Raw genomic sequence first — 17,254 nt, forward strand, 5'->3', positions numbered from 1 at the left:
TTTACGCTAGCGTCGCGCCCATGACCGACTCAAGCTCCGCGCTGGGTCAGGAGCGGGCCGCCGTGGCCGACGCCTGCCGGCGCCTGGGGGCCGAGGGCCTCCTCATCGGCACGGCCGGGAACGTCAGCCTGCGGGCGGGGGAGCGGGTCGCGATCACGGCGACCGGAGCGGTCCTCGCCGAACTGACCGCGGACCAGGTGACCGTCGTCGACCTCGACGGGAAGGTCGTGGCCGGGACCCTTCGGCCGACCTCCGAACTGGACCTGCACCTCGGCGTCTACCGCCGGTACGGCGCCGGCGCCGTCGTCCACACCCACGCCCCGATGGCCACCGCCGTCTCCTGTGTGCTCGACGAACTCCCCTGCATCCACTACCAGTTGCTCGCCCTGGGCGGCACCGTGCGCGTCGCGCCGTACGCCACCTTCGGCACCCCGGAGCTCGCCGGGGCGGTGCTCGACGCGCTCGACGGGCGCGCCGCCGCCCTGATGGCGAACCACGGCGCGGTGACCCACGCGTCCACGCTCGACAAGGCGGTCGAGCACGCGCTGCTGCTCGAATGGGCCTGCGGTGTCTACCAGCGGGCCGCCTCCATGGGACGGCCCCGGATCCTCGACGAACAGCAACAGCTCGCGGTGATCGAGGCCGCGCTCGCCCGCGACTACGGCACCACCCACCCCGTACCACCCGCGCAGGAGGGAAACCGATGAAGGTCGTCACGATGGGCGTGCACGTCCTGGACGTGCTGGTACGGCCGGTGGAGGCCATACCCGAGGGGCAGGGCGCGACGCTGGTGGAGGACATCCGGATGACCGCCGCCGGGACGGCCGGCGGCACCGCCCTCACCCTCGCCAAGCTCGGCGCGTCGGTCCGCAGCGCGGGCGCCATCGGCGCCGACCCGACCGGCGACATGCTCGTCCAGCTGCTCCGCCGCGCCGGGATCGACACGGAGCTCCTCGTCCGCCGGGCCGACACCCCCACCTCCGCGAGCGTCCTGCCGATCCGCCCCAACGGAGACCGGCCCTCGCTGCATCTCCTCGGCGCCAACATCACCTACGGCCTCGACGACGTGCCCTGGGACGCCCTCGCCGAGGCCACCCATCTGCACCTCGGCGGCCCCGAGCTGATCGGCGTCGACGTCGCCACGCGCATCCTGTCGTACGCCAAGGAGCACGGCGCCGTCACCTCGGTGGACCTGCTCGCCCCCGGTGTGCTCGGCAGCTTCGAGCAGATCGAGGCCGCGCTGCCCCACGTCGATCATCTGCTGCCCAACGAGGACCAGGTGCTCGGCTTCTCCGGGGAGGACGATCTGGCGGCGGGCGTCGCGAAGCTGCTCGGCGCCGGTGCCGGGGTCGTCGCGGTCACGCGGGGCGGGGAGGGCGCGCTCGTGGCGACCGGCGAGGGCAGCGAGACGGTGCCCGCCTTCGCGGTCGACGTCGTCGACACCACCGGCTGCGGTGACGCCTTCTCGGCGGGCTATCTGCGGGGCGTGAGCCTGGGGCGCGCGCCGCGGGACGCGGCCGTCCTGGGATGCGCCGCGGCGGCACTCGTCGCGCAGGGGCTCGGCAGCGACCACGGGGACTTCGACCTGGCCGCCGCCGACGAGTTCGCGGCGCACCAGAAGACCCGCCCGTGAGGTGAGGCCGCACCTCCGGGCGTGACGAGGCCCCCGCAGACAACTGCGGGGGCTCGCTCGTGCCGCCGCGGCAACTCGGCGTGGAGCGACGACCGCCGCCGTACGCGGTGCGCGAGACGGTGGCCCGGGTGCGGCCGTCGTCCGTCGCGGACGCACCGCCCCGGGAGCGGCCCCATTCACCTGGTGGACACCCTCTTGACGCCGACCGGAGGCGGATCGACACTCGGATCCGGGAATCCTAGTGAACAGGTAGGGAAACATGGGGCGCCTTGAGCCGGTCACCAGCCGAGCAGGCCGCACGGCATGGTCGTCGCCCCTTCTCACCTCCCGCCGCCACATCGATCTGCTGCGCGTCTGCAGCGCGATCCCCCGGGGCTGAACCGGCCCGTCCCCGCGCCGAGCCGCACCGGCGGTGTCCCCCGGACGCCGTCCCGTCCGGCGCGCGCCGACCGGAGCCGCGCCCCCGTCCGACGTCGCATCCGCCGCGCGTCCGTCGCGCGCCCGCCCCCGGGGAGACCCATGTCCGTCACACCGTCGGCCGCCCACCCGTCCGTCCGCCCCGCCCCCGCCTTCCGGGGCCGGATCGGCCGTGACGCGCGCAGCGGCCACTACGCCGTGCCGCGCCGCTACCGCCTCCATCTGTCACCGGCCGATCCCGACGGGCTGCGCATCGCCGTCACCCATGGCCTCCTCGGCCTCGACCGGGCCTGTCCCATGACGTTCCTGCCCGCGGTCCCCGACTGTCCGGACGGCGGCCATGCCGTGCTGCGCCCGCTCTACGACGCCAGCGCGCACCGCTACACTGGGCCCGCCCTCGGGCCGGTGCTCAGCGACGACTGGTCCGGGCGGATCGTCTCCACCCACGGCCCCGACATCGCCCGCGATCTCGCCGAGCGCAGCGAGTTGGGGGTCCCCCCGGCCGAAGGCTGGGGGAAGTTCGCCGGCGGCCGGGCCACGCTGTACCCGTGCGGCGCCGAGTCGGAGATCGAGGCCGTCGAGCGGATGTGCGCGCGAGGCATCGAGGAGGCCGCGCAGCGCGCCGGAGCGGCCGGCGCCGAGGAGGCGGAGCGTGCCGCCGCCCTCGACACCCTGCTCGCCACGCTCGGCGCGCTGGAACAGGGACTCGGAACGCACACGTACCTGATCAGGGATCAGGTCACCGCAGCGGACGTCGAGTTGTGGGTCGCTCTCGTCCAACTCGACACCGTGCACCGCATCCATCTCGACGCCGCCGCCGTGCAGCGCATCGCCGACCACCCCGCCCTGTGGGCCTACGCGCGCCGTCTGGCCGCCCACCCTGCCTTCGGCGCCCACCTCGACCTCGACGGCATCGACCGCCGCCACCGCGCCCGCTGCCAGGGCCTGGAGGCCGCGGGAGCCGCCGTCCAGATCCTGGACTGGGCGGCCCACGCGACCTCCGACACGGGCGCGCGACCGCAGGTCAACCGCCCCTGAACCTGGTCCACTTCGTGGACCGACGTTGACATCCGTTCGGGCAGCTGTCTTAACTTACGGCTCAGAACGGTCATGAGCGTCAGCGACAAGCCCTGGCTTGCTGACCGGCAACCCTCGCACCGCGGTGGGGTGCCCCAGGTGACGACCGGACCGACGACGACTCGGTAAGCGCGAGGGCCCACCGGGCCGGAAGAGACGGGTGACGGACATGTACGCAGCTCCCAGGACGGCCGCGCGCCGCCCCCAGGGCTGCGTACGGCCGTCCGCGGACCTGCTCGTCGCCGACCGGGCAGTCGATCTGCTCCGTGTGAACAGCGCACTGTGTACCGCACCGGGCTGTGCCCGCTGTCGGGGCTGACGTCCCCCACAGCGGTCCCGCGTTCCTGACGAACACCGCTCTCGCGGTGTGTTTGTCCGCCCAGCCCCCGGTGCCCGTGCGTCTCCCTGTGTCCCGCCCTGCCGCCGAGCGGCCGTCGTGGCCACAGCGTGTCCGCCGTGTCCCGGGGCGTCCCGACTCCGCCGGAGCCCCTCATGAGCCAACCCCCAGGCGCCGCCGTGTCCCTCGCCGAGGCGCCACCGCCGTCCGACACACCGTCAAAGCCTCTTGCAGCACAGCGTGTTCTGCCCCTGCGGCGACCCGGCCGCTGGATCGCCACCGCGATCGTCCTGGTCCTGGCCGCCCAGTTCGTCCATGGCCTGGTGACCAACCCCTTCTACCAGTGGGACCGTTTCGGCTACTGGTTCCTGCGGCCGACCATCCTCGACGGGCTCCTCATCACCCTCGAAGTCGCCGCCTACAGCGCGGTGCTGGGGCTCCTCGGCGGCGTCCTGCTCGCCCTGGCCCGGCTCTCGAAGAGCCCGGTGCTGCGCGCGGTCAGCTGGACCTACGTCTGGGCGCTCCGCTCGATCCCACTGATCGTGGTCCTGCTGTTCCTCTACAACTTCAGCGCCCTGTACCAGACACTCAGCGTGGGCGTCCCCTTCGGGCCGGCCTTCTTCACCTTCGACGAGTCCCGGCTCGCCACCGACATGGTCGTCGCCGTCGTCGGCCTCAGCCTCAACGAGGCGGCGTACGCGGCCGAGGTCGTCCGCGGCGGCATCCTCTCCGTCGACCAGGGCCAGCACGAGGCGGCCGCCGCGCTCGGCCTGCCGAAGGGCTACCAGTTCAGGAGGATCGTCTGGCCGCAGGCCCTGCGCTCCATCACCCCGAACTACGTCAACCAGCTCATCGGCCTCGTCAAGAGCACCTCGCTGGTCTTCTACGTGTCGCTGCTCGACCTGTTCGGGGCCGCGCAGACGATGGGCTCCACCTACCCCGGTGACATCGTCCCGCTGCTGCTGGTCGTCACCGTCTGGTACCTGATCCTCACCAGCGTCGTGTCGATCATCCAGTTCTACGTCGAGCGGTACTACGCCCGGGGCGCCACACGCACCCTGCCGCCGACGCCGTTGCAGAAGCTGCGGACCGGTCTGACCGACCTGCGGGCCCGCATCCGCCGGGAGGCCGCCGTATGACCGCCGAGACGACTCAGAACGCCGCCGCCGTCGAGGTGCACGACGTGCACAAGTGGTACGGCACCCACCGGGTGCTGAACGGGGTCGACCTGACGGTGCGGCCCGGCGAGGTCACCGTGATCCTCGGCCCGTCCGGCTCCGGCAAGTCCACCCTGCTGCGGGTCGTCAACCACCTGGAGAAGCCGGAGATCGGCCACGTCAGCGTCAACGGCGAGCTCATCGGCGTACGCCGGCAGGGCGACCGGCTGAAGGAGCTGAGCGAGCGGATCATCCTGACCCAGCGCAGCCGCATCGGCTTCGTGTTCCAGAACTTCAACCTCTTCCCGCACCTGACCGTGCTGGACAACGTCGCCGCCGCCCCGGTGGCCACCGGGAAGCTCGACAAGGCGCAGGCCCAGGAACTCGCCCGCGAACTCCTGGACCGGGTCGGTCTGGGCGACAAGGCGACCGCCTACCCACGGCAGCTGTCGGGCGGTCAGCAGCAGCGCGTGGCCATCGCCCGCGCCCTGGCGCTGCGCCCCGGGGTCATCCTCTTCGACGAGCCGACCTCCGCCCTCGACCCCGAACTCGTCGGTGAGGTCCTCGCCGTCATCAAGGACCTGGCGAGGAGCGGCACCACCCTGGTGATCGTCACCCACGAGATCGGCTTCGCCCGTGAGATCGCCGACCGGGTCGTCTTCATCGACGGCGGCCGGATCGTCGAACAGGGCCCGCCCGCCGAGGTCCTGGACAAGCCGCGCCACGAGCGCACCCGGGACTTCCTGAGCAAGGTCCTCTGACCCGCCGGCGCCGCCGGACACCACTGCTTCCCCCACGTCACCTCACCACCCCCACCCCTCTCGTCACCATCACCCCTGCCCTCACCCTCTGCGAACGACAAGGACGGCCATGCCCCTCCACATCTCCCGACGCGCCCTGACACGCGGCATCACCGCGGCCACCGCCGTGGCCACTCTCGCCACCGGGCTCGCCGCCTGCGGGGGCGAGAGCGACGCCGCGACCACGACGGCCGACACCGCCGGCTCGGTCACCGTGGGCCGGCTGTCCAACGGCGCGGCCAAGGAGACCACCCTGAAGGTCTCCGAGGTGAAGTCCATCAGCGCCGAAGTGCCCGACGCCCTCAGGAAGAGCGGCAAGCTGGTCATCGGATCCGGCACGCTGCCGTCCGGCAGCCCGCCGCTGGGCTTCGTGGGAAGCGACCAGAAGACGCTCACCGGCTCCGAGGTCGACCTCGGCCGGCTGGTGGCCGCCGTCCTCGGTCTCGAACCCGAGGTGCGCCGGTCGACCTGGGAGAACCTGTTCATCGGCATCGACAGCGGAAAGGTCGACGTCGGCTTCTCGAACATCACCGACACCGAGGAGCGCAAGAAGAAGTACGAGTTCGCCTCCTACCGGAAGGACGATCTCGCCTTCGAGGTGAAGAAGGACAACGCCTGGAACTTCGACGGCGACTACGAGAGCCTCGCCGGCAGGACGGTCAGCGTCGGCAACGGCACCAACCAGGAGAAGATCCTCCTGGAGTGGAAGGCGAAGCTGGCCAAGGAGGGCAAGAAGCCCCTCACCGTCAAGTACTTCCAGGAGACCAACAGCATCTATCTGGCGCTGAACAGCGGCAAGATCGACGCCTACTTCGGCCCCAACCCGAACCTCGCCTACCACGCGGCCAAGACCGCCGGTACGCCCCAGGCGACCCGTGTCGCGGGCCAGTTCTCCGGTGCCGGTGAGACGCTCCAGGGCCTGATCGCCGCGACCGCCAAGAAGGACAGCGGCCTCGCCAAGCCCCTCGCCGACGCCATCAACCACCTGATCAAGAACGGTCAGTACGCCAAGTGGCTCGCCGCCTGGCACCTCTCCAACGAGGCCGTCGAGAAGTCCGAGGTCAACCCGCCCGGGCTGCCGCTGACCAACTCCTGACGCCCCATCAACTCACCGACTGCCCATGCAAAGCTGACGCAGGAACGACAGGAAGGGACCGCGCCTCCGTGGCTTCCTCGATCCACCCGGGAACACCCGGTGAGGCCGGGGCGTTGTGACTCATGACGAGATGTGCGAGGCGCCGCCGGCGACAGCGGCCCGCCGATCCCGAGGGGCGGAGGTGACGGACGTGACGGATGTACCGCTGACCCGCGTCCCGAACCCGCTCCGTTCCATACGTCTTCACTCCCGGCCCCACATCGACCTCCAGCGCGTGGCCGGCGCGCTCTGTTGTTCCTGACCCGTTCCCCGCCGTGCCCCCGTCCCGGGTGTGGCCGGCTCTCTCGTACGGACCTCCAGGAAGGCACCCTCGTGTCCTCAGCTCCTTTCGCTACGCCCGTTTCTCCCCTGCACCTCGCCGTCGCCCTGGACGGCACCGGCTGGCACCCCGCCTCCTGGCGCGAGCCGGTCGCCCGCCCCCGCGAGCTGTTCACCGCCGGATACTGGGCCGACCTGGTCGCCGAGGCCGAGCGCGGCCTGCTCGACTTCGTCACGATCGAGGACGGCCTCGGCCCCCAGTCCTCCCACTTCCTGGACCCGGACGACCGCACCGACCAGGTCCGGGGCCGGCTCGACGCCGTCCTCATCGCCTCCCGCATCGCCCCGCTGACCCAGCACATAGGCCTGGTCCCGACCGTGGTGGCCACCCACACGGAGCCCTTCCACATCTCCAAGGCGATCGCCACCCTCGACTACGTCAGCACGGGCCGCGCGGGCCTGCGCGTCCAGATCACCGCCCGGCCGAACGAGGCCGCCCACTTCGGCCGCCGCACCCTGCCCCCCGTCAAGGCCTACGACGACCCGGCCACCCGGGACCTGGTGGCCGACCTCTTCGACGAGGCCGCCGACCACGTGGAGGTCGTGCGCCGCCTCTGGGACAGCTGGGAGGACGACGCGGAGATCCGGGACGTGGCCACGGGCCGGTTCGTCGACCGCGACAAGCTGCACTACATCGAGTTCGAGGGCCGCCACTTCAGCGTCAAGGGCCCCTCCATCACCCCGCGCCCGCCCCAGGGCCAGCCCCTGGTCACCGCCCTCGCCCATGACACGGTCCCGTACCGTCTGGTGGCCCGCGCCGCCGACGTCGGCTACGTCACCCCGCACGACGCCGGCCAGGCCCGCGCGATCGTCGCCGAGATCCGCGCCGAGCAGGAGACGGCCGGCCGGGCCGAGGAGCCGCTGCACGTCTTCGCCGACCTGGTGGTCTTCCTCGACGACGACCCGGCCGAGGCCGCCGCTCGCCGCGACCGCCTCGACACCCTCGCCGGCGAGGAATACACCAGCGACGCCCGGATCTTCACCGGCACCCCCGCCCAACTCGCCGATCTGCTCCAGGAGTTGCGGGCGACCGGTCTGACCGGGTTCCGGCTGCGCCCCGCCGTGGCCGGACACGACCTCCCGGCGATCACCCGGGGCCTCGTCCCCGAACTCCAGCGCCGCGACGCGTTCCGCCGCGCGTACGAGGCCGACACCCTGCGCGGACTGCTCGGCCTGCCCCGCCCCGCCAACCGCTATGCCGCAGCCTGAGCCGGACGGAGAGACCACCGACATGAGCAAGCCGCTGAAGCAGATCCACCTGGCCGCCCACTTCCCCGGCGTCAACAACACCACCGTGTGGAGCGACCCGAGGGCCGGCAGCCACATCGAGTTCAGCTCCTTCGTCCACTTCGCGCAGACGGCCGAACGCGCCAAGTTCGACTTCCTCTTCCTCGCCGAGGGCCTCAGGCTCCGGGAACAGGGCGGGCAGATATACGACCTGGACGTCGTCGGCCGCCCCGACACCTTCACCGTCCTCGCCGCGCTCGCCGCCGTCACCGACCGCCTCGGCCTGACCGGCACCATCAACTCCACCTTCAACGAGCCCTACGAGGTGGCCCGCCAGTTCGCCAGCCTCGACCATCTCTCCGACGGCCGCTCCGCGTGGAACGTCGTCACCTCCTGGGACGCCTTCACCGGCGAGAACTTCCGCCGCGGCGGCTTCCTGCCGCAGGAGGAGCGCTACTCCCGCGCCAAGGAGTTCCTCGCCACGGCCCACGAACTGTTCGACTCCTGGCAGGGCGACGAGATCGTCGCCGACCGGGCCACCGGCACCTTCCTGCGCGACGCCAAGGCCGGCGCCTTCGTCCACGAGGGACAGCACTTCGACATCCACGGCCGCTTCAACGTCCCGCGCAGCCCCCAGGGCCGCCCGGTGATCTTCCAGGCCGGCGACTCCGACGAGGGCCGCGAGTTCGCCGCCGCCGGCGCCGACGCGATCTTCAGCCGGTACGCGGCCCTCGACACCGGCCAGGCCTTCTACACGGACGTGAAGTCCCGCCTCGCCCGGTACGGCCGCCGCCCCGACCAGCTGCTCATCCTGCCCGCCGCGAGCTTCGTCCTCGGCGACACCGACGCCGAGGCCGAGGAGATCGCCCACGAGGTGCGCCGCCAACAGGTCAGTGGGGCGACCGCCATCAAGCACCTGGAATGGGTCTGGAACCGGGACCTCTCCGCGTACGACCCGGACGGTCCGCTCCCGGACGTCGACCCGCTGCTCGGGGAACACACCGTCTCCCGGGGCCGCGCCCAGGTCCGCATGTACCGCGACCCGCTCGCCACCGCCCGCGAGTGGCGCGAGCTGGCGGCGGCCCGCAACTGGTCCATCCGCGACCTGGTCATCGAGACCGGCAACCGCCAGAACTTCATCGGCTCCCCGGCGACCGTCGCGAAGACCATCAACGAGTACGTCCAGGCCGACGCCGGCGACGGCTTCATCCTCGTCCCGCACATCACCCCCGGCGGCCTCGACGAGTTCGCCGACAAGGTCGTCCCCCTCCTCCAGGAACAGGGCGTCTTCCGCACCGAGTACGAGGGCACCACCCTGCGCGACCACCTGGGCCTCGCCCACCCGGACGAGACGGGCGCTGCCGCGCGGGTGGCGTCGTGAGTTCCTGACCGTCACGCTGATCGTGCACCGCCCGGACCCGGTCACCGGCATGCGCGAGCCGACCCGGGACCGCTTCCGCGAGGCGCTCGACAACGGGCTGCTCGCCGGGGAACTCGGCTACGACGGCTTCGGCGTGGGGGAGTTGCACATCACGACGACCCCGCCGACCGCGTCCGCGTCCGCTCCCGCGAACTGCTCGTGCGGGAGCGGCGCCGCCGGGGTCACTCCGTCCAGTCGAGCTGATGCTCGGGCGTCCCCACGGACCGCCCGTACGCGACGGCCTCGGCGCGGCCCGCCGCGTCGCCGCGCCGGATGCGGAAGACCTTGTTCGCGAAGACCACGACCCGCTCGTCGCCCGCGGTGAAGTCGGCGTACCAGCCGAGTTCCGGCTCCAGCGCGGCGGCGAGCGCGTCCGCGATCCCGGCCGCGTCGCCCTCGTCGGCCTCCCACTCGACGAGCGTCCACAGCCCGGGCTGCCCCTCGACCGCACTCCCCGACACGTCGATCCTGCGCACCCCGCGCAGCCGCAGCCCTTCCGGCGCGAACCCGGCGCCGGGCCGCAGGCTCTCGCCGATGACGTAACCGGTGATCATCGCCGGCTCCCTCCGTCGATCTCCGAACAGTGCTCCCGCGAGCCTACGGCCGCACGGCTGACACCCTGTTCAGCGAGACGAGGTGCACACCACGAGGAGGTGAGGGCGGGGTGCGCGCGTGCGTGCCCCGTGGGCACGTTCACACGTCCCGGCGGCGCACGACGACCACCGCCGACCCGACCGCGACGAGCGGCCAGAGCACGTACACGATCCAGGAGCCGGGGACGGTGGCGGTGAACATGTGGGACTCGGGCGACGGCCCCCAGTTCTGGACCAGGCGCCTCCAGGCGCTGACCACCATCGCGTGGTTGACGTCGGCGGACCAGCGCTCGGTCTGCGAGAACATCATCGGCAGTATCAGCAGCGTGAAGACGCCGGTGACCATGGTCGCGGCGCCGTGCCGGATCCAGACGCCGAGGCCCAGGCCGACCAGTGCGCAGACCGGGGCGAGCAGCGCGGACGCCGCCATCGCCCGGAACACCCCGGGGTGGGTGAGGGGGACCCCGGCGTGCTGCCCGTTCAGGACGGCCTGGGAGACCAGGAAGGAACCGAGGGAGACGGCCGAGCCGACCGCGGTCCACAGCGCGGCGGTCACCACCGCCTTGGCCAGCACCATCGCACCGCGGGCAGGGACGGCCACGGTCGTGGTGCGGATCAGCCCGCTGCTGTACTCGCTCACGACGGTGAGGGCGCCGACGCCGCTGGCGACGAGCATCAGCGTCATGTAACCGGCCGGCGGATAGGCGTCGAAGGGCAGGAAATCGCGAGGCTGCCGCGTGCCCGGGCCGGCGTCGGCGATGTGCCGGGAGGCCCCCAGTGCCGCCACGGCGGAGGACCCGATGACGAACAGGGTGGTGAGCGCGATCGTCCACGGCGTGGAGCGCAGGGACCGCGTCTTGATCCACTCGGAGGCGATCAGGTCGCGGAAGCGGGCGGGCGGCTCGGCGGCGGGTGCGATCGAGGTGGTCGGCGCAGTGGAGGCGAGTGTGGTCATCGGGTTCGTCCTGCCCGGTGTTCGACGCTGTCGGCGGTGAGTTCCATGAAGGCCGCCTCCAGCGAGGCGGTGCGGACGGTCAGCTCGTTCAGCGGGATCCGGTTGTCGCAGGCGAGCGCTCCGATCCGGTCCGCGGACAGCCCGGTCACGGCGAGCTTCGCGGCGCCCGTCGAGCCCTCCACCTCGACCGACGCCCCCGCGGCGGTCAGCACGGCGGTCAGCTCGGCGGTCCGCGGGGTGCCCACGGCGACGCTGCGGCGGGTGCTGCGGGCCGCGAAGTCCCGTACCGACTCGGCGGCGATGAGCCGGCCCCGGCCGATGACGACGAGCTGGTCGGCGGTGTTCTCCATCTCCGACATCAGGTGGCTGGAGAGGAAGACCGTGCGGCCCTCGGCGGCCAGGCGCCGGAAGAGGCGGCGGACCCAGAGCACGCCTTCCGGATCCATGCCGTTGATCGGCTCGTCGAACATGAGCACGGGCGGATCGCCGAGGAGGGCGGTGGCGATCCCCAGCCGCTGCTTCATGCCGAGGGAGAATCCGCCGATGCGGCGGGTCGCCGCCTCGGCCAGCCCCACCTCCTGCAGCACCTCGTCCACCCGGCGCCGCGGGATGCCGTTGCTGCGGGCGAGGGCGGACAGGTGGGCGGCGGCGCTGCGGCCGCCGTGGACCTGGCCGGCGTCGAGGAGGGCGCCGACGTGCCGCAGTCCACGCGGGTGGCTGTGGAAGGGGACGTCGCCCACGGTGGCGGTGCCGGCGGTGGGCGCGTCCAGGCCGAGGATCACCCGCAGAGTGGTGGTCTTGCCGGCTCCGTTGGGACCGAGGAATCCCGTCACCCGGCCCGGCCGCACGGTGAAGGACAGATCGTCGACGGCGGTCTTGCCGCCGTAGCGCTTGGTGAGTTCGTTGACTTCGATCACAGGGGCAACGCTGCCGGGAGCCGCCCCGCCCCGGCATGGGGCCGTGGGCGGCAATCCCGCGACCGGATCGGCCCCGGGGCGTACGTCCACGGGCCGATGCCGCGCGGAGAGCGGCTGGCTAGTCTCGCGGCATGGACCCCACACCGACCACGGCGTTGCCGTCGCGCGTTTCGCATCGCAAGCTCCCGCTGGAAAGGGCCCGCCGGCGGTGACGAGAACGACGGTCATGGCCTGGGCCGGCGGCGTCCTGTACCTCGTGATGCTGGTCCTGCTGCTGGGGGGCGCGCCGCGGGCTTCGGGCACGGTCCACGCCGTCGGGGCACTGCTGGCCGCGAGCCTGCTCGTCGGTGTGCTGCGACGGATGCCGCTGCTGGCCCTGGCCCTGACGCTCTTCGGCGCCACCGCCGTGGTGGTGTTCCGTCCCAACACCGGCCCTGCAGGCCTGTCCGTGTCGTATCAGGGCCAGTTCCTCTCCTATCTGGCGGTGGACCTCGTCGTGGCCTTCGTCGTCGCCACCCGCACGCGGCGGGTCTCGGCCGTCGCCGTGGCCGTGGCGTTCGCCGTTCAGCTCATGGCGGTCGGCAGCTTCGCGCACGGGGACAACCTGGCGGTCAACGGCGTGATCGCGCTGCTGGCGATGGTCGCTTCGTGCATGGTCGGTCTGCTCAGCCGTGAGCGCCGTGAGCACGCGGTGGCGTTGCGGTCGCAGGAGGTGGCCGAGGCCGTGACCGCCGAACGGCTGCGGATCGCACGGGAGTTGCATGACATGGTCGCGCACAGCATCGGCGTCATCGCCATTCAGGCCGGGGTGGGCAGCCGGGTCGTCCAGACCCAGCCCGCGGAGGCCCGCGAGGCACTGCGAGCCATCGAGGCGACCAGCAGAGAGACCCTGTCGGGGCTTCGGCGCACGCTGGTGGCGCTCCGTCAGGCCGACCGGGACGCAACGGCCCCGGGAGACGCGCCCTCGCCGGGGCTGGCGGACCTCGAACGGCTGGTCACGGCGACTGCGGGCGCGGGGGTGCGCGTCGACGTGCGCTTCAGCGGGGAGCGCCGGCCCTTGCCGGCCGACATCGACCTGTCCGCCTACCGCATCGTGCAGGAGGCGCTGACCAACGTGGTCCGTCACGCGGGCTGCGACCATTGCCGGGTGACCATCGACTACGGGGACGAGGAGCTGTCCGTGGAGGTCGTCGACGACGGGCGTGGCGCCGGCGGGAGCGGCTCGGTCCACGGCTTCGGCATCATCGGCATGCGGGAGCGGGTCGGCCTGCTGCACGGCCGACTCAGCGCCGGCCCGCGTCCCGAGGGCGGGTTCCGGGTGGCGGCGCGGCTGCCGCTGCCCAAGCCCGTCGGCGTTCCGGTGGAGGCCCCATGACGGTCCGCGTCGTGCTCGCCGACGACCAGCCGTTGGTGCGGTCCGGTCTGCGCGTGCTCATCGCCGACCACCCCGACCTGGAGGTCGTCGGTGAGGCCGCCACCGGCGCCGAGGCGGTCCGGCTGGTGAGCGACATCAGCCCCGACGTCGTGGTGATGGACATCAGGATGCCCGGCATGGACGGGATCGAGGCCACGCGCCGGATCACGGCCGGTCCGGCCACCACCCGCGTCCTCGTCCTGACCACCTTCGACGACGACGACCACGTCTACGGCGCGCTCAGGGCCGGCGCGAGCGGCTTCGTCGTCAAGGACATGGCGGTCGACGACATCCTCGGGGCGATCCGCGTGGTCGCCGGCGGCGACGCACTGATCGCGCCGGGGGTCACGCGCCGTCTGATCGCGGACTTCGTAGGGCGTCCCCCGGCCGTCCCGGAGCACCCTCCACGGCCGGTCGAGGGCATCACCGAGCGGGAACGGGAGGTGCTGACCCTGGTCGGACGCGGCCGGTCTAACAGCGAGATCGCGGAGGACCTCTTCATCACGGTCGCCACCGCCAAGTCGCACGTGTCGCGGTTGCTCACCAAACTGGGGGCCCGGGACCGGGTCCAGCTCGTGATCACCGCCTATGAGATGGGGCTGGTCAAGCCGCCTCGCTGAGCGAGGCGCCGGACCCAGGGGCGAAGCGGGGAACACGCCGTTCGCACCGGCCGCCGCGCACACGGGTGCGGCCGGGCGACGTCTCCCTCCCCCCGAAGGCGACGTCGCCCGGCCTATCCCCCGGCGCCGGACTGTGGCTCGAGTGCCCCGCGTGGCGTGGGCGGTGCCGTCACCAGCACATGACGGCCGTCTCGCCCGTTCCCCATCCGGAGTACAGACGGACGCGGACGAAGTAGCGGCGGCCCTTGACGAGGCGTGCCCTGATCGTGGCGTTGTCCGGGGTGCCTCCGTCGTCCCGGCCCGCGAGGAAACGGGGCTCGCCGTCCCGCTCCTCGAAGACCACGACGACCGAGTCGCTCGCGCCGAAGGTGCCGAGGGTGTACTCGCGGGTCTCCGGCGGGTCGATGGTGAAGTCGGCCTGCTCGCCGGGCCCCAGCGTCAGCGGCACCGAACGGAACGGCACCAGCGCGGGCGGGCGCGGCACGTCGAGCGGCGGATACCAGCGGAGCACGAACTCCTTGTCCAGCGGCGAAAGTTCACCCGGCGGGTGCACACCGCCGCGGAACTGCTCGGGCTCCAGGACCAGCCCCGCCGTGAAGGGGTACTCCATGACGGACTGCGGGTCCCACACCGAGCCGTTGACCTCGGCCGGGTCCAGCTTGCGCAGGATGTTGAAGTAGGTGCGCTCCCGGCTCCAGAAGTTCGGCGGGCCCGCCAGATCGGCGTAGACGGCCTCGTCGTCCCAGTGGATGCCGGCGAACGGGCTCTGGTGCTCGTGCTGCATGCCGAGCGCGTGCCCGATCTCGTGCAGGGCCGTCGCGCGCTCCCCGGGCGCGGTCAGGTCCCAGCCGAAGTTCATGGTGCGCTCGTTGAGGCCCGAACGCAGCGCGTCCCGGCCCACGGCGGACCAGGAGCCGTCGCCCTGCTGGAAACCGATCCGCAGTTCGGCCTCCGAGCGGTCGGCGACCTCGGTGAACGTCACCCCGATGCCGAGGTCCTGCCACTCGCGGAAGCAGTCGCGCACCACGTCCCGCTGGTCCTTGCCGCCGCCCCACGGCACCCACCGGGTCCCCCCGGACCCCGGTACGGCGATGACCGAGCCGTCGCTCTCGCCGTCGAAGAAGTAGTAGTGCAGCACGGTGCCGTCGACCCACATCCGGCGACCGCTCATGAGCGCACCGAGCCGCTCGGCGGCCAGCCCCGGGGCGAACGCGGGGGCCGGCTGCTGCGCGAGCGAGCAGTAGCGGGCGGTCATGGACTCCAGAGTGCCGTGGAGCAGCGCCCGCGGGCCTGAGTCGGGGGCTACTCAAGTCGCCCTGTATCAGGCATGAGTACGCGGACTCCAGTAGATGTGACGACTTCCGTACGCGATGCCAAGAGCCTGCAGCCGTTCCCTCAGCCGTCCTCCACGCGGCCGCCCCGTCAGCCGCCGCGTTCGCTGCCGCGTCCGCCGTCCCTGTCGCCGGACCGGTCGCCGTCCTGGCCGTTCACCGGCCGGGAGGAGGAACTGGAGCTGATACGCCGCTCGTTGGCGGCCGGGCGGCCCGGCATCGTGGTGACCGGCCCCGCCGGCTGCGGCCGTACCCGCCTCGCCCTGGAGGCGATCCGGGGCACGGACTGGGCGAGGGTGGCCGGCACCCCCGAGACCCGGGACACCCCCTTCGCCGCGTTCGCCCACCTGCTCCCCGAGGACGTCACCCTCCACCGAGCCGTCCACCTCCTGTCCGGGGTCCGCCTGCTGCTGGTCGACGACGCCCACCTGCTCGACGACGCCTCCGCCGCCCTGGTCCACCAGCTGGCCGTGCAGGGCCGCACCCGTCTGCTGGTCCTGGCCACGGACGGCGCACCGGCGCCGGGCGCCGTGACCCGCCTGCGGACGGGCGAGCTCCTGCCCCGACTGGCGCTGGAGCCGCTGCCCCCCGACGAGACGGCCCACCTGCTGACGGCCGTCGCCGGCGACCCCCTGGAGCCCCTCACCCTCAACCGCCTGCTCCGCCTCGCCCGGGGCGACCTCCGCCTCCTGCGGGACCTGCTGGACGCACTGCGCGAGCAGGGCGTGCTCACCCGGTCCGCGGACACCGACGAGTGGAGGTGGCGCGGCCCGGTCCCGCTGACCCCGGCCCTCCGCGAGACCGCCGCCCCCGTCCTCGCCCGCACCGACCCCGGCGAACGCGAGACCCTGGACCGCCTCGCCTTCGCCGAACCCCTGCCCCTTCCCGTCGACACCCTGGACCTGCGCATCCTCGAACGCCTCGAGTCGGACGGCCTGATCCACGCCGCCGACGACACGACCGTCCGTCTCGCCCACCCCCTGCACGGCCCGGTGCTGCGCGCGGCGGCGGGCCGTCTGCGGGCCCTGCGGCTGACGAGAGCACGGGAGCCGTACGAACCGGCCCTCGCCGCGGAGGCGACCGCGCTGGCCGACCGCATCGCCCGCGTGGACGTCCGTGCGACGCCCACACCGGTGGGGGAGTGGCTGGTCGCGGAAGGGCGACGCGTCCCACCCGCCTACGCCGCCGTCCGCGCGCGGTTCTCACGGCTGCGGGGAGAACCGCGCGAGGCGGCGGCCTGGGCCACGGAGGGCCTGGCCGGCGCCCCCGACGACAGCGCCTGTCACCGTGAACTGACCCTCTCCACAGCCCAGTTGCGTCAGGGGGACGGCGCCCCCGACCAGCACACCACGTACGCCGCCCACGACGCGTACACCGCCTACGACGCCGTACGCCTCGGCGCCCCGGAGCGGGCCGCGGGGCTCCTCCCGCCGGGCGGTGTCTTCGCCCGTCATGCCGAAGCGCTCACGCGGGGGGACGGACCCGCCCTCGACCGGGTCGCCGAAGAGCTGGCGGAACGCGGCTTCCTGCTGTTCGCGGCGGAGGCCCACGCCCACGCCGTACGAGCCCACCGCGACCCCCGTGCGGCCCGCACCGCCCGCACACGCGCCGTCGCGCTGGCCCGCCGCTGCCAGGGCGCCCGCACCCCCGCCCTGTCCGGCCTGGTCCTGGGCGAACTCACCGCCCGCCAACGGCAGATCGTCACACTCGCGGCGGCCGGACTGAGCAACCGGCAGATCGCCGAGCGCCTCACCCTCTCCGTCCGCACCGTCGGCAACCACCTCTACAGCGCCTACAGCCGCCTCGGCGGGAGCGACCGGGGATCCCTGCCCTGGCTGGTACGACTGCCGGACACACAGCCGGCCTGACCGAGCGAGCCGGG

General features: G+C 72.8%; 17 protein-coding genes and 1 riboswitch. Of the genes, 13 read left to right on the top strand and 4 right to left on the bottom strand.

Annotated elements, in window-relative coordinates; translation table 11 throughout:
• Positions 1-20: 20 nt before the first annotated feature.
• The 10 genes from ACPT94_RS36050 to ACPT94_RS36095 all read left to right on the top strand — a co-directional run bounded on the left by ACPT94_RS36050 (position 21) and on the right by ACPT94_RS36095 (position 9,503).
• Entirely contained in the window at positions 21-707 is a 687-nt protein-coding gene (locus ACPT94_RS36050; RefSeq protein ID WP_360346536.1) for a class II aldolase/adducin family protein, read from the top strand.
• Positions 704-1,633 carry a carbohydrate kinase family protein gene (locus ACPT94_RS36055; RefSeq protein WP_360346534.1) on the top strand — a complete coding sequence of 310 codons (930 nt, stop codon included), beginning with the start codon at positions 704-706 and terminating at the stop codon, positions 1,631-1,633. The genes ACPT94_RS36050 and ACPT94_RS36055 overlap by 4 nt, the downstream gene beginning before the upstream one ends.
• A 259-nt stretch (positions 1,634-1,892) precedes the next feature.
• On the top strand, positions 1,893-2,012 hold the full coding sequence (locus ACPT94_RS36060; RefSeq protein ID WP_360346532.1) for a putative leader peptide: 120 nt from the start codon (positions 1,893-1,895) through the stop codon (positions 2,010-2,012).
• Between the two features lie 140 nt (positions 2,013-2,152).
• Positions 2,153-3,088, top strand: coding sequence for a glutathione S-transferase C-terminal domain-containing protein (locus ACPT94_RS36065; protein WP_425247784.1), 936 nt, complete (start codon positions 2,153-2,155; stop codon positions 3,086-3,088).
• A 68-nt stretch (positions 3,089-3,156) separates the two neighbouring features.
• A riboswitch (SAM riboswitch) is annotated at positions 3,157-3,265 on the top strand.
• A 354-nt stretch (positions 3,266-3,619) separates the two neighbouring features.
• A complete protein-coding gene (locus ACPT94_RS36070) occupies positions 3,620-4,603 on the top strand; it encodes an amino acid ABC transporter permease (protein WP_425247785.1) in 984 nt (327 codons plus the stop codon).
• Complete coding sequence (locus ACPT94_RS36075) at positions 4,600-5,382, top strand: amino acid ABC transporter ATP-binding protein (protein WP_425247786.1); 783 nt, start codon at positions 4,600-4,602, stop codon at positions 5,380-5,382. The genes ACPT94_RS36070 and ACPT94_RS36075 overlap by 4 nt, the downstream gene beginning before the upstream one ends.
• Positions 5,383-5,491: 109 nt before the next feature.
• Positions 5,492-6,517, top strand: a complete 1,026-nt coding sequence (locus ACPT94_RS36080) for an ABC transporter substrate-binding protein (protein WP_425247787.1) — start codon at positions 5,492-5,494, stop codon at positions 6,515-6,517.
• A 130-nt stretch (positions 6,518-6,647) separates the two neighbouring features.
• Positions 6,648-6,818, top strand: a complete 171-nt coding sequence (locus ACPT94_RS36085) for a putative leader peptide (protein WP_360346624.1) — start codon at positions 6,648-6,650, stop codon at positions 6,816-6,818.
• A 71-nt stretch (positions 6,819-6,889) separates the two neighbouring features.
• The gene (locus ACPT94_RS36090; protein WP_360346522.1) at positions 6,890-8,104 is read left to right on the top strand and encodes an LLM class flavin-dependent oxidoreductase; all 1,215 of its coding nucleotides are present in this window, start codon (positions 6,890-6,892) and stop codon (positions 8,102-8,104) included.
• Between the two features lie 22 nt (positions 8,105-8,126).
• Positions 8,127-9,503, top strand: coding sequence for an NtaA/DmoA family FMN-dependent monooxygenase (locus ACPT94_RS36095; RefSeq protein ID WP_425247788.1), 1,377 nt, complete (start codon positions 8,127-8,129; stop codon positions 9,501-9,503).
• A 221-nt stretch (positions 9,504-9,724) separates the two neighbouring features.
• On the opposite strand, the gene ACPT94_RS36100 is transcribed toward ACPT94_RS36095, so the two are convergent.
• From ACPT94_RS36100 to ACPT94_RS36110, 3 genes are all read right to left on the bottom strand, one after another.
• Entirely contained in the window at positions 9,725-10,096 is a 372-nt protein-coding gene (locus ACPT94_RS36100; protein WP_360346518.1) for a hypothetical protein, read from the bottom strand.
• A 139-nt stretch (positions 10,097-10,235) separates the two neighbouring features.
• Entirely contained in the window at positions 10,236-11,090 is an 855-nt protein-coding gene (locus ACPT94_RS36105; protein ID WP_425247789.1) for an ABC transporter permease, read from the bottom strand.
• Positions 11,087-12,007, bottom strand: coding sequence for an ATP-binding cassette domain-containing protein (locus tag ACPT94_RS36110; RefSeq protein WP_425247790.1), 921 nt, complete (start codon positions 12,005-12,007; stop codon positions 11,087-11,089). The genes ACPT94_RS36105 and ACPT94_RS36110 overlap by 4 nt, the downstream gene beginning before the upstream one ends.
• A gap of 208 nt (positions 12,008-12,215) precedes the next feature.
• On the opposite strand from ACPT94_RS36110, the gene ACPT94_RS36115 reads away from it, so the two are divergent.
• Positions 12,216-13,382, top strand: a complete 1,167-nt coding sequence (locus ACPT94_RS36115; RefSeq protein WP_360346512.1) for a sensor histidine kinase — start codon at positions 12,216-12,218, stop codon at positions 13,380-13,382.
• Positions 13,379-14,041 (top strand): response regulator, encoded by a 663-nt coding sequence (locus ACPT94_RS36120; protein ID WP_360346510.1) that lies wholly within the window; start codon positions 13,379-13,381, stop codon positions 14,039-14,041. Before ACPT94_RS36115 ends, ACPT94_RS36120 begins: the two co-directional genes overlap by 4 nt.
• Positions 14,042-14,210: 169 nt before the next feature.
• On the opposite strand, the gene absR1 is transcribed toward ACPT94_RS36120, so the two are convergent.
• Positions 14,211-15,296 carry a beta-glucuronidase AbsR1 gene (gene absR1, locus ACPT94_RS36125; RefSeq protein ID WP_360346508.1) on the bottom strand — a complete coding sequence of 362 codons (1,086 nt, stop codon included), beginning with the start codon at positions 15,294-15,296 and terminating at the stop codon, positions 14,211-14,213.
• 183 nt (positions 15,297-15,479) lie between these two features.
• Between absR1 and ACPT94_RS36130 the strand changes: the two genes are divergently transcribed.
• Positions 15,480-17,240, top strand: coding sequence for a LuxR family transcriptional regulator AbsR2 (locus tag ACPT94_RS36130; protein ID WP_425247799.1), 1,761 nt, complete (start codon positions 15,480-15,482; stop codon positions 17,238-17,240).
• Positions 17,241-17,254: the final 14 nt, after the last annotated feature.

Source organism: Streptomyces aurantiaciflavus (genome assembly GCF_049808595.1).
In the GTDB taxonomy this organism is placed as follows: Bacteria; Actinomycetota; Actinomycetes; order Streptomycetales; family Streptomycetaceae; genus Streptomyces.